Genomic DNA, 15,724 nt, shown 5'->3' on the forward strand with positions numbered 1-15,724 from the left:
AAAATTCATAATTTTTTTTATATTTGATAAAAAATCCCGTTGAATGGATTTCATTTCTATTTTTTTAATACTACTTGGAACTTTTGGAACCACAGAAATCGTGGTGATTGTCATTCTTGCACTTTTACTTTTCGGTGGTAAAAAAATACCGGAACTAATGAAAGGATTAGGGACAGGATTGAAAGAATTCAAAAAGGCTTCTGAAGGAAAAGATTCAGAATCTGAAGAAGAATAAAAAAATTTATTTCACTTTACGTTTGTTCATTCGTACTTTTTTTCTACAATTTGAGATAATGGCAACGATAACGATAAGAAATATTATGTTTTTTATGCTCATATTAAAAAGTTTGATTGTTCAATCTACATTAAAGCCCTTTTGGGGACAAAAAAATGTAGTAAACTTTCATAAAGATTTTTTTGATAAAAAATTAGATTTAAATAACATTTATACAGAAAAATTGTGGAAAAAAATGCTTGCAGGAAAAAAAAAATCTTTATCTGGTAAAAAACTATCTCATAAAAAAAATATTGTTATTACTAATATAGATTCTGAAGAACTTCAATTAAGATTAAATTTTTTGAATCAAAGATCTAAAACTAAGATGTTTAAATACAACAGCATAGTGCATGCTTCTGTAGAAAGTTATCTTCGTATGGATAAATATATAGGAAAAATTATTTCATTGTCAGATTTTTATTTTCCTATGTTTGAAGAAAAACTAGAAAACTATCGTCTTCCAAAAGAATTAAAATATTTAGCTATTATAGAATCAAATTTAAATCCTGTTATCACCTCCAAAGCAGGAGCTCAAGGAATTTGGCAATTTATGCCTGAAACTGGAAGAATATATAATCTCAACATTAATAATATTTATGATGAAAGAAATGATCCTGTTAAATCAACAGAAGCAGCTTGCCGTTATTTAAAATTTCTGTATAAAAAAATAGGAAATTGGGAATTAGTCTTAGCAGCTTATAATGCTGGGCCAGGAACTGTAGATAAAATATTGCAACATCATCATAACAGAAAAGATTTTTGGGAGTTATGGGAATTTTTTCCAAAAGAAACTCAAAATTATGTTCCTAAATTTATTGCCATTAATTATGTCATGAATTACTATAAGGAACACAATATCTACAAATATAGATTCTCTCCCTACAAATATAAATATAAAGAAACACTCCTAATTCCTATTAAAGAAACAATTTCTTTGAAATTTTTTGCCTATAGTTTAAATATGTCTCATAAAGATTTAATTCTTCTAAATCCACAATATCTTGTGGATCTTATTCCTCCTGGAAATAAATTTTTTTTGAGATTACCAAAAAACAAAGTTTACTTTTTAAAAAAAAATAGAAAAACATAATATATGTTATAACTAAAGTTCCCTTAACTTTTTCAAAATTATGAACGAAAAAATTGAACAAAAAAGAAAATCCTTAGAACTTGTTCTAGAAAAAATGGATAAAATATATGGGAAAGGAACTGTTATGCGAATGGGAGATTCTCATATAGGAAATTTAGAAATTGTTTCTTCTGGATCGTTAAGCTTAGATATAGCTTTGGGAATAAAAGGATTCCCAAAAGGTCGTATTATTGAAATATTTGGACCGGAATCTTCAGGAAAAACAACTTTAGCATTACATGCAATAAATCAATCTCAAAAATTAGGAGGTTTTGCTAGCTTTATTGATGCTGAACATGCTTTTGATTGTCTTTATGCTCAAAAAATAGGAGTTAACATCAAAGAGTTAATAATATCTCAACCAGATAATGGAGAACAAGCGCTTGAAATAGTAGATAATTTAATTAGATCTGGTGTTATTGATATGATTGTGGTTGATTCTGTGGCCGCTTTAACTCCTAGAAGTGAAATAGAAGGAGAAATGGGAGATTCTAAAATAGGATTACAAGCTAGATTAATGTCTCAAGCTTTGAGAAAGCTAACCTCTAGTATAGGTAAATCAAAAAGCATACTGATATTTATTAATCAATTAAGAGAGAGAATCGGGGTTTATGGAAATCCGGAAGTTACAACAGGCGGAAATGCCTTGAAATTTTATTCATCAATTCGATTAGACATACGAAAAGGAAATCAAATTAAGAATGGAGAAAAAATATTAGGAAATAGAACAAAAGTAAAAGTAGTGAAAAATAAACTTTCTCCTCCTTTTAAAACTGCTGAATTTGATATAATGTATGGTGAAGGAATTTCAAAAATAGGTGAAATCCTGGATTTAGGAGTTGATTTAGGAGTTATTAAAAAAAATGCATCTTGGTTTAGTTATGGAGACATGAAATTAGGTCAAGGAAGAGATTCTGTAAAAGAATTTTTAAAAGAAAAAAAAAACATTATAAATGAAATACAAAAAAATATAATAAATCAATATATTCAAAAATAGAATATGAAAATTACTTTTTTAGGAACTGGAACCTCTCAAGGTGTTCCTATTATTGGATCCAAACATCCAGTATGTTTTTCTAAAAATCCAAAAGATAAGAGACTTAGAAGTTCGGTTTTAATTGAGAAAAATAAAAAATGTTTTTTAATCGATTGTGGTCCAGATTTTCGTTATCAAATGTTGCGAAACGATCATGAAAGATTGGATGCTATTTTTATTACACATGAACATCATGATCATATAGGGGGGTTAGATGATATAAGACCTTTTTATTTTAATATGAACAAACCCATCCCTGTTTATGGATTACGTAGAGTTTTAGAGGATTTAAAAAAAAGATTTTTTTATTTCTTTTCAGAAAATCAGAAATCGAATATATCAAAAATATCCATGCATGAGTTAGATACTTATAAAGATTTCTTTATTGTAGAAGATTTTAAAGTTTTTCCTTTATCCATATGGCATGGAGATCTTTCTATTTTAGGTTTTCGTATAGAAAATTTTGCATACATTACAGACGCAAGCAGTATTCCTCTTCAAACAATTCAACAATTAAAAGAATTAGACATTCTAGTTTTAAATGTTTTAAGAAAAACCCCAAAAGATCCTTCTCACTTTACGCTATCCAAATCTTTGGATGTCATTCAAAAAATTCGTCCAAAAAAAACTTATCTAACACACATTAGTCATATGATTGGGTTTCATGAAAAAATCGAAACACAATTACCAAAAAACGTCTACCTGGCTTATGATGGATTAATCATATATGAAACATAAAATATTATTTCATATAATTTATTTAAATACAATTTATTTACTGTTAATTTATTTCGAATAAATCGTTTTTATATTTATTAAATACAATTAAAATAATATGCAAACGTTAAAAAAAATTTTTTTTTCCACAAAAATAACTTCTTTTTTATTTTTATTATTGGCTATATCTATGGCTATAGCTACTTTTTTGGAAAAGAAATATTCTACTGATGTAGCCAAAATATTTATTTATGAATCTACTTGGTTTGAAATAACAATGTTATTAATTACAATCAATCTGATAGGAAATATATGTAAATATAAATTATGGAATTATGACAAATTTCCTCTTTTTATTTTTCATTTATCATTTTTATTTCTCTTTATAGGAGCAATTTTTTCTAGATATTATAGTTTTGAAGGAATTATGTCTATAAGAGAAGGAGAAATTAATAGAAAAATCATTTCTAGAAAAAATTACATAAAATTAAAAATTAATCAAGGAAACTATACTAGATTTTATCATGATCCTTATATTCTTTCTTCTTATCATAAAAAATATAAAAGAAAATTTCTTTTTAAGGATAATCCTTTAAAAATAAAAATTATAGATTATATTCCATGCGCTAAAGTTATTTTAGAGAAAAAAAAACCAGAAGAAAAAATTATAAAGATTATTTCAAACAATCAAAAAGGAAGAACGGAAAATTTTCTTAAAAATGGGAATATAACGAAAATAAATGGGGTTATATTTTCTTTAAATAAAAAAATTCCTTTAGGAATACAAATTGTTGAAAAACATAATAAATTGTTTATAAAATCTTCTTTTTCAGGAGAATGTATAAACATGATTCATAAAAAAACTTCTTTTTTACTCAAAAATACTTTTGATTTTTTAAAAATCAAACATTTATATAGAATCAAAACAGATCATGGGATAATGCAATGGGTTATTCCTGAAAGGATTATGAAAGGAAAATTAGAGTATATCAAATCATGTGAAAAAGAAGAAAATAATGATTTATTAAGTGCTATTACGGCAGTAATATCTTTTCGAGATCAATCAAAATTAATTACTTTTTTAGGAGGAAAAAATACAACAAAAATGAGTGATTCTTTATCATTTAAGGATTGTCAAATATCCATTGGATATGGGTCTATATTTTGGAATCTTCCTTTTTTATTGCGATTAAACAATTTTAAAATAGAAAATTATCCAGGGTCTGAATTTCCTTCATCTTTTATGAGTAATATCACACTTATAGATAAAAAAAAGAAAATAAATCATTTGATTTACATGAACAATGTTCTCAACTATAAGGGATATAGATTTTTTCAATCTGGATATGATCCTGATGGAAAAGGGACACATTTTTCTGTCAATAATGATTATTTAGGAACCTATTTTTCCTATGTAGGTTACATTTTTATGAGTATAGGAATGTTTTTTACTTTATTTTGGAAAGGAACTAGATTTAATTATTTGAAAAATAAATTGAAAAATTTATATTCTAAAAATCATTCAATACTATTTTTCATATTATTTCTATTATTAGGAAATAATTATGTTTCTTTTACTCAAACATACAATCAAATACATGAATTTAAAAAAATTCCTTTAGAAAATGTTTCTGACGCTATTCATATTCCTAAAAAACATAGTGAAAATTTTGGACGTTTATTAGTACAAGATCATAAAGGAAGAATAAAACCTGTCAATACTATAGCTATTGAACTTATTAGAAAAATACATAAAAGAAATTCTATAGAAAATATAGATGCTAATCAATGGTTTATTTCTATACATCAAGACAATATTTTTTGGACAAAAGTCCCTTTTATTCAAGTAGATAAAAGAGGAGGTTCTAAATTTTTAAATAAAGTAAAAGCAAATCAAGAATACTATGTTTCTCTGATTGATCTTTATATTTTAGATCAAAAAACATCAAGATTAAAATTTGTCCTTAAAGAAGACTATGAAAAAGCTTTTTCTAAAAATCCTATGCAAAGAGACGAATATGATAAAGCGGTACTCAGTCTTAGTGAACGTGTAGGAATTATTCATGAGATTTTTCAAGGAAAATATATTCGCATTTTTCCTATTCCCAATGATATGAATCATACTTGGTCTAGTTGGATTCTATCAGAATCAAACAGATTAAATCCTTCAGGTTTTTCTATGTTTAATAATTACCTAAAATCTTTATTTGATGCTCAAAATGAAAAAAATTGGAGAATTGCAGATAATGAAATCGAAAAAATACGACGGTATCAAATAAAACATGCTAAATCAATTTTGCCTTCGGAAAAAAAAATATCCATAGAAATTATTTATAATAAACTCAATATATTTTATTTTTTATCTTTTTTATATGCGATTTTGGGAATAATTATTATTATTAATTCTTTTTTGAGAATTTTTTTTCAAAAAAAATATATGGTTTTTTTTTCAAAAGTGTTTTCATTCATTTTATCTGTTTTATTTCTTTCAAATTTTTTAGGTTTAATTTTTAGATGGTATATTTCTGAACATGCTCCATGGACTAATGGATACGAATCTGCTATTTTTATTAGTTTTTGCTTAGTTGGAATAGGTTTTTTATTTTATAAAAATCAATTTGTTTCAGGGATGACAACCTTAATAGCATCTATTTTATTAATGATAGCACATGGAAATGCAATGGATCCAGAAATAACAAATTTAGTACCAGTTTTAAAATCTCATTGGTTGATTATACATGTGGCAACAATAACAACCAGTTATGGTTTTTTTTTCACAGGATCCTGTTTAGGATTTTTTGTGTTGCTCTTATATATATTAAAAGCATATTTTCATTATTATAGTAAAATAATTCGAATTCATATTGAAAAATTAACTATTATTAATGAAATGTGTCTTACCATAGGACTTTTTTTATTAACAATAGGAACTTTTTTAGGTTCTGTTTGGGCAAATAATAGTTGGGGACGTTATTGGAGTTGGGATCCAAAAGAAACTTGGGCTCTAATTAGTATTATGATTTATGCTTTTGTATTACATATACGATTGATTCCATGTATGAAAAGTATATTCGCTTTTAATTTTTACAGCATATTGTCAATAAGTTCTATCATTATGACTTATTTTGGAGTCAATTATTATTTGTCTGGATTACATTCTTATGCTAAAGGAGATCCTGTTTCTGTTCCTTTTTGGATATATTATAGTTTATTAATTTTGTTTATTATCACAAGTTGGGCTTATTATTCTGCGAAATTTCCGAAATTTCATAACATTACAAAAATAGATAAAAATAAACAGTGAATTTTCATTCATCTTTTTTTAAGAAAACAAAAAAGAAACATTTGAAAAAAAAAGAAAGCACTCTATTCAGAGATGCATTTGGAAATTTACATTTTATAAAACGTTTTTTAATTTTCACTTTTGGTTGCATTTCTTATAATCGATATAATGGATTCAATCAATTACAATTAAAAGGAACGGAATATCTTAGAGATCTTCCTGAAAAAAGAGTTTTATTTGTTTCAAATCATCAAACTTATTTTGCAGATGTTTTTGCTATGTTTCATGTATTTTGTAGTGTAAAAAATGGATTTATAAATAGCATTAAGAATCCTATTTATCTTTTGAATCCAAAAGTGAATCTGTACTATGTCGCTGCTCAAGAAACCATGGATCAAGGTTTTTTAACAAAATTATTTGCTTATTCTGGAGGAATTACTGTGAAAAGAACATGGAAAGAAGGAGATAAAATAGTAAATCGTTCTGTAAATCATTCTGATATAACTCGCATGGGAATAGCTCTGAATGATGGATGGTTAATTACTTTTCCACAAGGAACAACCCAAGCGTTTGCACCTGGACGAAGAGGAATTGTTCATGTGATCAGAAAATATAATCCCATTGTTGTTCCTATTGTCATTGATGGGTTTCAAAAAGCTTATGATAAAAAAGGTATTCGAATTAAGAAAAAGGGAGTATTACAGAAAATGAAATTTAAAGAACCTATTCAATTAGATTTAAAAAAAGAAACCACTGAAAATATTATGGAAAAAATCATGGATGCTATAGAACAGTCTCCAAAATATTATAAAAAAAAGAATAATGATGTATTATGAAATACAAATTGGTAAGAGATACTTTTCTTGATTTTTTTCAAAATAAGAAACATAAAGTTCTTTCTTCTTTTCCTATTTATTCAAAAAATGACCCTACACTTTTTTTTATCAATGCGGGGATGAATCCTTTTAAAGATTATTTTTTAGGACATGTCAAACCGGATTATTCAAGAATAGTTAATATTCAAAAATGTCTTCGAGTAACTGGAAAACACAATGATTTGGAAAATGTGGGATATGATAATTATCATCACACTATGTTTGAGATGTTAGGGAATTGGTCTTTTGGAGATTATTCCAGAAAAGAAACAATAGAATGGGCTTGGGAGTTATTGATTGAAGTATATAATATACCAAAAAAAAATATTTACATATCTGTTTTTATTGGAGATGAAGAAGAAGGATTATCCATGGATCATGAAACTTTAAAATATTGGAAAACTTTAATAAACAAAGATAATATTCTTTTTTTTGGAAAAAAAGAAAATTTTTGGGAAATGGGATTGACAGGACCTTGTGGTCCTTCTTCAGAGATTCATATAGACTTACGCAATGAAAAAGAAAAAAAAATACTACCTGGAAAATATCTTATTAACAAAAAACATCCAAAGGTTATAGAAATTTGGAATCTTGTTTTTATAGAATTCTTACGTAAATCAGATGGAACATTAGAAAAACTTCCTATAAAACATGTTGACACTGGAATGGGGTTGGAAAGATTATGTATGGTCTTGCAAGGAAAATTTTCTAACTATGAAACTGATATTTTTTTTCCAATTATTCAGAATATAAAAGAATCTTTGGGGAATATTTATAAAAAAGATTTTCATCAGAAAGTATCCATACATATAATAGCAGATCATTTGAGGGCCATTGTTTTCTCTATTTCAGATGGTCAATTGCCATCAAATAATGGAGCTGGTTATGTTATAAGACGAATTTTAAGAAGAGCCGTAATTTATGTGATCCGTTTTTTATATAAAAAGGAACCTTTTATTTATCAATTTGTAGATTCTTTAGTGAGAGAAATGAAAAGTTCTTTTCCAGAATTGGAAAAAAAAATAAAATACATAAAAAATGTGATTTATGAAGAAGAATTATCTTTTTTAAGGGTTATTGAAAAAGGAAGTCATAAAATTCAATATATCATGGAACAAACTAAAGAAAAAAAAGAAAAGATTATTGATGGAGAAACCATTTTTCAATTATATGATACTTATGGTTTTCCTATACAGTTATCTAAAATGTTAGTTGAAAAAAATAATTTATCAATTGATGAAGATTTGTTTCATAAAAAATTGTTAGAACAAAAAAATAGATCCAAAAAAGAAAATAATACAATCGAAAAAAAAGATTGGATAAAAGTACATAATCATCAATTTATTCATGAAAACGCAAATTTTGTAGGATATGATATGATAGAATGTGATGTCTCAATTTTAAAATACAGAAAAATAGAAAATAAATTAGAGAAAACTTATTATTATGAGTTAGTTTTTTCAAAAACTCCTTTTTATCCTGAAGGAGGGGGTCAGTTGGGAGATACTGGATTAATAAAAAGTAAAACTGATGAAATTATTATTTTCAATACTAAAAAAGAAAATTCCATTATCATACATTATGCTCAAAAATTGCCTTCAGATATTTATTCTTCTTTTAAAGCCATAGTTGATAAAAATAGAAGATCAGAAATTGAAAAAAATCATACTTCTACTCATTTGTTACATTTTTCTTTAAAACAAGTATTAGGAAATCATATTCAACAAAAAGGGTCTTATGTGGGAGATGATTATTTACGATTTGACTTTTCTCATTATCAAAAAATAACTATTGAAGAATTGCATAAAATAGAGAATATAGTTCAAGAATTTATTTTCTCTGATCTTATTCTAAAAGAAGAAAAGTTTACTTCCCTGCAAGAAGCCAAAATAAAAACTTCTTTTTATAAGAGTGAAAGATTTGAAAATAAATATAAACAAGAAGTGCGGGTGATCACTTTTGGGAATTCTTCTGAATTATGTATTGGAACACATGTCAAACATACTGGATTAATTCAAATTTTTAAAATCATATCGGAATCTTCTGTATCATATGGAATTCGAAGAATTAAGGCTATAACTTCAAAAAAAGCAATACAATACTTGAAATCTATTCATGATCAATATCAATCTTTAAAAAAGATGATGAAAAACTCGGAATCTCCTTTAAAAAATTTTATCATTTTACAAAATGTAAATAAAAAATTAAAAAAAGAAATATCAGGAATACGTTTTCAGCAAATTAAAGCACTCAAAAAAGAATATTCTTTAAAAGCTATTCAACTTTCTTCAATTAACTATATATGTGATATTGATCCAATTCAAGAAAAAGAATTGAATATGAATCTTATTAAGAAAATTGTTTTGGATTTAAGACATGAAATATCTAATTTATTTATGATTGTAGGATTTCTAAAAGATAAAAAACCAGTTATTTTTATATCTATTTCCGATTCTGTCATTCGAAGCAAAAATATTCATGCTCATAAAATAATATGTAAAATGGCATCTTATATACATGGAAAATATTGGGGAAAGTCTTTTTTTGCTACAGCTATAGGAACTGAAATAAGTGGATTGAAATTGATTTTAAAAGACATAATAACTATAAAAAATCATTTCAAATAAACTTTGATAGATGTTTAAAATGTTTAAATTTGAAGTAAAAATAGTATATGAGTGATAGATATTCTTTTTTAAATACCATTCATTTTAAAGATTTAGAATTTCTATATAACAAGTATAAAAAAGATCCTAATTCAATAGAGCCAAGTTGGAGTGCTTTTTTTCATGGATTTGATTTTGGAGAAAAAAATTATAAAGCCGTTAGTCAATCAATCAATACAAAAAATCATAAAAAATTTTTTAATATTGAGAATAAGAATGAAAACGGCATTATCCAAAAGGAATTTTTAGTATCTAATTTGATTCATGCTTATAGAAAAAGAGGTCATTTTTTTACTCACACAAATCCTATACGAGAAAGAAGAAAATATTTTCCTTCTTTGGATTTAAAAAATTTCGGATTATCGGAAAAAGAACTTGACGTATTTTTTGAATCTGGTCAATTAATAGGTCTTGGAAAGACTTCATTAAGAAATATAATCAATTATCTCAAAAATATTTATTGTGGATCTATAGGAATAGAATACATGTATATTTCTGATCTCAAAAAAATTCAATGGATTGAAGAATGGTTTCAAAAAGAAAAATTGCGATTTTCTGCAGAAGAGAAAAAGTTTTTTTTGAAGAAATTAAATGAAGCAGTTGCATTTGAAAATTTTATTCACAAGAAATTTGTAGGACAAAAAAGGTTTTCTATAGAAGGAAATGAATCAGTATTACCTGCATTAGAAGAAATTATAGAATATACATCCAGAAAATATTTAACAGAAGATTTTATAATTGGAATGTCACATAGGGGACGTTTAAATCTTCTTTCTAATTTTTTTCAAAAAAATTATTCCCAAATATTTAGTGAATTTCAAGGAAAAGAGTATAAAGAAAAGTCTTTTTCTGGAGATGTAAAATATCACCTAGGGTTTTCTAAAATTAGAAAAACTCGTCAAGGACGATGCATTAAAATGAATTTGATTCCTAATCCTTCACATTTAGAATCTGTAGATGCCATTGTAGAAGGATTTGCACGTGCAAAAATAGATATTATTTATAATAAAAATAGTAATTCAGAAAAAATTATTCCTATTTTAATTCATGGAGATGCAGCGTTATCAGGTCAGGGAATTGTATATGAAGTCATACAATTATCTAAATTAAAAGGATACAAAACTGGAGGAACAATTCATATTGTACTTAATAACCAAATAGGTTTTACCACAAATTATACTGAAGGACGTTCTAGTATCTATTGCACTGATGTAGCAAAAGTAGTACTTTCTCCAGTATTACATGTTAACGCAGATGATGTAGAATCTGTTATACGAGCAATTCATTTTGCTGTAGATTTTAGAATGCAATATCATGAAGATGTTTTTATAGATTTACTTGGATATAGAAAATATGGACACAATGAGGGGGATGAACCCAGATTCACTCAACCATCCTTGTACAAAGCTATTTCTAAACATCCAAATTCTTATAACCTGTATAAAAAAAGATTAGAAAAAAAAGGAATCATTAATAAAAATGATATAATCAATATGGAAAAAGAATATGAACAGATTCTGAATAGAGGATATCATGAAGCAAGAAATATCAAATGGAATGTGTTAAATTCTTTTTTAGAAGAAGAGTGGAAAAATTTTCCTATAGTATCTAATGATGAAGATCTTTTTAAAAAAGTAGATACAAAAATTTCAACGAAAAAAATTATAAACATATCCAATAAAATTTTTTCTCTTCCCAATAATAAAAAATTTTTTAAAAAAACTGAATCCATTTTTCAACAAAGATTAGAAATGATCTCAAAAAAATTAGTGGATTGGAGCATGTCAGAATTATTGGCTTATGGAACACTTTTGGATGAAGGAGTTCATATTCGTTTATCAGGTGAGGATGTGGCAAGAGGAACATTTTCTCAGCGTCATGCTATTGTAAAAACAGAAGAAGAAGAAGAAATTATTCTTCTAAATCATATACGTATGAAACAAGGAAAAATTCAGGTATATAATTCTCCTCTTTCAGAATATGGAGTATTGGGTTTTGATTATGGATATGCTATGTATTCTCCTCATGTTTTAACTTTATGGGAAGCTCAATTTGGTGATTTCGGAAATGGTGGTCAAATTATAATAGATCAATATATTTCCTCCGGAGAAAATAAATGGAAAATTAGTAATGGTATTGTATTGTTACTTCCCCATGGATATGAAGGACAAGGTCCGGAACATTCCTCCGCACGGGTAGAACGTTATTTGCAACTTTGTGCTAATAACAATTTGTTTGTGGTTAATTGCACTACACCTGCTAATTTTTATCATCTTTTAAGAAGACAAATGAAATTAAAATATCGAAAACCTCTTATAGTTTTCACTCCCAAAAGTTTACTTAGAAATGCAAAATGCTTGTCTACAATAGAAGATCTTTCTGAAGGAAATTTTCAGGAAATTTTGGATGATACTTCTGTAATAGATATTAATCAAATCACTAGATTAATTTTTTGTTCTGGAAAAATATATTATGAGTTGCTTAATAAAAAAGAAGCACTGAAAGATAGAAAAACAGCATTAATTCGTATAGAACAAATTTATCCATTAAGAACGGAAAAAATAAAAAAAATACTTTCTAAATACAAGAATAAAAGAGAAGTTATTTGGGTCCAGGAAGAACCAGAAAATATGGGATTATGGAGTTTCGTTTTAAGAAAATTGGGAAATTTAATTTCATTTAATTTAATTGCTCCATCTGAAAGTTCTAGTCCATCTACAGGATCTTACCTAGATTTCTTGAAAATTCAAGATGAAATATTAAAAAAATCTTTTTTTTGATTTTGTAATATTTAAAAATTAAAATTATGATAAAAAAAGTAAAAGTCCCTTCTCCAGGAGAATCGATTACGGAAGTAGAAATTTCTACATGGTTCGTTAAAAATGGAGATTATGTTTCTAAAGGACAAACGATAGCAGAAATAGATTCAGATAAGGCTACTTTAGAAATTTCTGCAGAAGAGAATGGGGTGATAAGCTTAATGATAAAAAAAGGAGAAAAAATACGAGTTGGAGATGTTTTGTGCATTATCGATACTTCTAAAAAAAGAATAAAAGAATTTCATAATAAACAAGAAAATAAAACTAAAGAAAAAAAAGAGTTCCATTCCGGAAATGCGAAAATTCTTTCTCCAGCTTCAAAGAAAATTTTAAAAGAAAAGAATATTCCTATAGAATCTGTTAAGGGAACAGGTAAAAATGGAAGAATTACAAAAGCAGATTGTGTCTTTCTTGAAAAGAAAACTTATTTTCCGTCTGATGGAAGACATATTACTATGTATAGATCAAAAACAACAACCCCTCTTTCTTCTCTAAGAAAAAAACTTTCTGAAAGATTAGTTTCCATAAAAAATGAAACTGCCACACTAACTACATTCAATGAAGTTGATATGCAAGAAATTTTTCTTATAAGAAGAAAATATAAAGAAATTTTTAAAGAAAAACATGGAGTTCATTTAGGATTTATGTCTTTTTTTACTCTCTCTTGTGTTAGAGCATTGAAGATCTATCCAGACGTTAATGCTATGATTAGTGGAGAAGAAAAAATTAATTTTGAATATTGTGACATTAGTATCGCTATATCTGGACCGAAAGGGTTAATGGTTCCTGTTATACGAAATGCGGAACATTTATCATTTCGTGGAATAGAACAGGAAATCAATAAATTTTCAACGAAAATTCAGAATGGAACAATATCCATAGATGAAATGACTGGAGGAACTTTTACCATTACTAATGGCGGAGTTTTTGGATCCATGTTATCTACTCCAATTATAAATCCACCACAAAGTGCCATATTGGGAATGCACAAAATTATGGAAAGACCTGTAGTCATTAATGGATCTATTGAAATCCGTCCTATTATGTATTTAGCTTTATCTTACGATCATAGAATAATCGATGGAAGGGAATCTGTTGGTTTTTTAAAAACAGTCAAGGAATCTATAGAAAATCCAATAAAATTCTTAATGAAAGAAAGTGAAAAAAATATTCCTAAAATATTAGAATTATAAAAAAAAGAAGATTGAATGATATGAGAAATATTATTTTTGTTTTTTTTTCTTTTGTTGTTCTGTTTTTCTCAGAAGAAATCAACGATATTGATCCGTTTTATAATCATTTTATCACAAAAAAGAAAGAAAAAGAAGAGAAAATATATAACTCTACAATTCATACAGATTCCATTAATCTAATTTTTATGTTGCCTTTGTTTTTAAATTCCGTCAAAGACGAAAAAATAAATCAAGAAAGTAAAAAATTGAGTGAAAATGCTTCATATTTTTATCTTGGAGCTCAAAGCGCTATTGATTTTCTTCTATTTAAAAATAAAAAAATAAATGTTCAAGTTTTTGATACAAAAAATGAAAAAAGAAGGATAACAAATTTTATTATTTCATATAATTTATCTAATACTCATGCTGTTATCGGTCCTTTTTTTCGTTCTTCTTTAGAAGAAGTTGCTAAAAATAACAAAAATACGCCTATTATTTCTCCATTGATAGCTTCTGATTCTTTAAATTCTTATCCAAATGTTATTCAATCTGAAACAAAAGATATTTATTTAGTAGAACCTATTTTAGAAGAAATAAAATCTATTTATCAAAAAAATAAAATAAAAACTTTGTATTTGCTAGGTGAGGATCCATCTAAAAAAATGATAAATTTTCTAAAAAAAAGGTTATTGAAATGGAATATTCATTTTCAAATTTATTATATGAGAAATAATTTTGTGAATCTTAATCAAAAGATTCCTTTTTTTGCTATTTTTTTAGGAGGGAATTCTGTTCTAGGAAAAGAGTTTATTGATTTTATTAAAAAAAATGAAAAAATAATCCCTTTTGGAGTAGGTTCTCATAATATTTATTACAAAAATATTCCTTTACTCAGAAAATATAAATTTATTTTTACAAAAAAATATCATTTTAATCAAAATGATGAAAATAAAATGAAAATTTTTCATTTTATGAAAAAAAAATTTGGAAATCAGTTAAATAAATACCAATTATTGGGATTCGATTTAACTTATGACATATTAGAAAAACTTTTTGAAAACAAAAATTTATTTAAGACAATCGACAAAGGATATTTTTCAGGATTAGTCAGAAAATATAAATATCGGAAAGTATCTGATAAAGGAGGATATATAAATAAGGGATTGTGGGTTATACGTTTGTGATTTTTAATTTCTTCTAATATAAGGGTTTTGTCTATTTCCAATATTCATTTTTTTCATTTTCATTTTTATGATTTGAATTTGATCATGTAAAAAACCAGAAATATCCATTTTTTTTGCTTCCAACAATAAAAGTTCAGCTCTTTTTTTATCTCCTTTTGATAAAGATGCTATTGCAAGGTTCAATTTTGCAATGGCTATGTTTTGTTTAAATCGGAGTCCAAAATCCAATGCCTTTTGCATATAATTTTCTGATTGAAGTATATTTTTTTCCGAATACAAAATTCCATTTAAAAAATAATAATAAGAAATTTGATTTTTAGTAAGTTGTAATTTAGGATTTTTGATATATCCTAAATACTTTTTTAATCCTTTCATATCTTTTTTTCGTATTTTTAAAAAAGCCAATAATAAAAATTCATTTCTAAAAAGAAAAAAAATAGGAACCAAACTTAATAAAAATAGAAGACTTCCACAGAAATAATTTTTCTGAAAAAATAGAAAAATAGATACTAAAAAAATTAGGAAAAATAATATTACTTTTGAATATTTACTCATGATTGAATTTT

At 25.9% G+C, this 15,724-nt stretch carries 11 protein-coding genes; 10 read left to right on the forward strand and 1 reads right to left on the reverse strand.

What is annotated here, in order from left to right:
• The first annotated feature begins 43 nt into the window (after window positions 1–43).
• The 10 genes from H0H47_RS00185 to H0H47_RS00230 all read left to right on the forward strand — a co-directional run bounded on the left by H0H47_RS00185 (window position 44) and on the right by H0H47_RS00230 (window position 15,158).
• Window positions 44–235 (forward strand): Sec-independent protein translocase subunit TatA/TatB, encoded by a 192-nt coding sequence (locus H0H47_RS00185; RefSeq protein WP_185866046.1) that lies wholly within the window; start codon window positions 44–46, stop codon window positions 233–235.
• A gap of 94 nt (window positions 236–329) precedes the next feature.
• The gene (locus H0H47_RS00190) at window positions 330–1,367 is read left to right on the forward strand and encodes a lytic transglycosylase domain-containing protein (protein ID WP_238785088.1); all 1,038 of its coding nucleotides are present in this window, start codon (window positions 330–332) and stop codon (window positions 1,365–1,367) included.
• A 40-nt stretch (window positions 1,368–1,407) separates the two neighbouring features.
• Window positions 1,408–2,403 carry a recombinase RecA gene (gene recA, locus H0H47_RS00195; protein WP_185866048.1) on the forward strand — a complete coding sequence of 332 codons (996 nt, stop codon included), beginning with the start codon at window positions 1,408–1,410 and terminating at the stop codon, window positions 2,401–2,403.
• A 3-nt stretch (window positions 2,404–2,406) separates the two neighbouring features.
• Window positions 2,407–3,180, forward strand: a complete 774-nt coding sequence (locus H0H47_RS00200; protein ID WP_185866049.1) for an MBL fold metallo-hydrolase — start codon at window positions 2,407–2,409, stop codon at window positions 3,178–3,180.
• 97 nt (window positions 3,181–3,277) lie between these two features.
• Window positions 3,278–6,463, forward strand: coding sequence for a cytochrome c biogenesis protein CcsA (gene ccsA / locus H0H47_RS00205; protein WP_185866050.1), 3,186 nt, complete (start codon window positions 3,278–3,280; stop codon window positions 6,461–6,463).
• Between the two features lie 41 nt (window positions 6,464–6,504).
• Window positions 6,505–7,278 (forward strand): lysophospholipid acyltransferase family protein, encoded by a 774-nt coding sequence (locus H0H47_RS00210; RefSeq protein WP_185866280.1) that lies wholly within the window; start codon window positions 6,505–6,507, stop codon window positions 7,276–7,278.
• Window positions 7,275–9,944, forward strand: coding sequence for an alanine--tRNA ligase (gene alaS / locus H0H47_RS00215; RefSeq protein ID WP_185866051.1), 2,670 nt, complete (start codon window positions 7,275–7,277; stop codon window positions 9,942–9,944). The genes H0H47_RS00210 and alaS overlap by 4 nt, the downstream gene beginning before the upstream one ends.
• A gap of 47 nt (window positions 9,945–9,991) precedes the next feature.
• Window positions 9,992–12,763 carry a 2-oxoglutarate dehydrogenase E1 component gene (locus tag H0H47_RS00220; RefSeq protein ID WP_185866052.1) on the forward strand — a complete coding sequence of 924 codons (2,772 nt, stop codon included), beginning with the start codon at window positions 9,992–9,994 and terminating at the stop codon, window positions 12,761–12,763.
• 26 nt (window positions 12,764–12,789) lie between these two features.
• Window positions 12,790–13,995, forward strand: coding sequence for a 2-oxoglutarate dehydrogenase complex dihydrolipoyllysine-residue succinyltransferase (odhB, locus tag H0H47_RS00225; protein ID WP_185866053.1), 1,206 nt, complete (start codon window positions 12,790–12,792; stop codon window positions 13,993–13,995).
• A gap of 20 nt (window positions 13,996–14,015) precedes the next feature.
• A complete protein-coding gene (locus H0H47_RS00230; protein ID WP_185866054.1) occupies window positions 14,016–15,158 on the forward strand; it encodes a type 1 periplasmic-binding domain-containing protein in 1,143 nt (380 codons plus the stop codon).
• 3 nt (window positions 15,159–15,161) lie between these two features.
• On the opposite strand, the gene H0H47_RS00235 is transcribed toward H0H47_RS00230, so the two are convergent.
• Window positions 15,162–15,713: a hypothetical protein gene (locus tag H0H47_RS00235; protein WP_185866055.1), complete on the reverse strand. Its 552-nt coding sequence runs from the start codon at window positions 15,711–15,713 to the stop codon at window positions 15,162–15,164.
• Between the last annotated feature and the right edge of the window lie 11 nt (window positions 15,714–15,724).

Source organism: Blattabacterium cuenoti, from assembly GCF_014252075.1.
GTDB classification, from domain to species: Bacteria; Bacteroidota; Bacteroidia; order Flavobacteriales; family Blattabacteriaceae; genus Blattabacterium; species Blattabacterium cuenoti_AC.

Bases quoted from the DNA above. Each gene is read 5' to 3' on its own strand.
- H0H47_RS00185 (WP_185866046.1), top strand. From the start codon at position 44: ATGGATTTCATTTCTATTTTTTTAATACTACTTGGAACTTTTGGAACC.
- H0H47_RS00190 (WP_238785088.1), top strand. From the start codon at position 330: ATGCTCATATTAAAAAGTTTGATTGTTCAATCTACATTAAAGCCCTTT.
- recA (WP_185866048.1), top strand. From the start codon at position 1,408: ATGAACGAAAAAATTGAACAAAAAAGAAAATCCTTAGAACTTGTTCTA.
- H0H47_RS00200 (WP_185866049.1), top strand. From the start codon at position 2,407: ATGAAAATTACTTTTTTAGGAACTGGAACCTCTCAAGGTGTTCCTATT.
- ccsA (WP_185866050.1), top strand. From the start codon at position 3,278: ATGCAAACGTTAAAAAAAATTTTTTTTTCCACAAAAATAACTTCTTTT.
- alaS (WP_185866051.1), top strand. From the start codon at position 7,275: ATGAAATACAAATTGGTAAGAGATACTTTTCTTGATTTTTTTCAAAAT.
- H0H47_RS00220 (WP_185866052.1), top strand. From the start codon at position 9,992: ATGAGTGATAGATATTCTTTTTTAAATACCATTCATTTTAAAGATTTA.
- odhB (WP_185866053.1), top strand. From the start codon at position 12,790: ATGATAAAAAAAGTAAAAGTCCCTTCTCCAGGAGAATCGATTACGGAA.
- H0H47_RS00230 (WP_185866054.1), top strand. From the start codon at position 14,016: ATGAGAAATATTATTTTTGTTTTTTTTTCTTTTGTTGTTCTGTTTTTC.
- H0H47_RS00235 (WP_185866055.1), bottom strand. From the start codon at position 15,713: ATGAGTAAATATTCAAAAGTAATATTATTTTTCCTAATTTTTTTAGTA.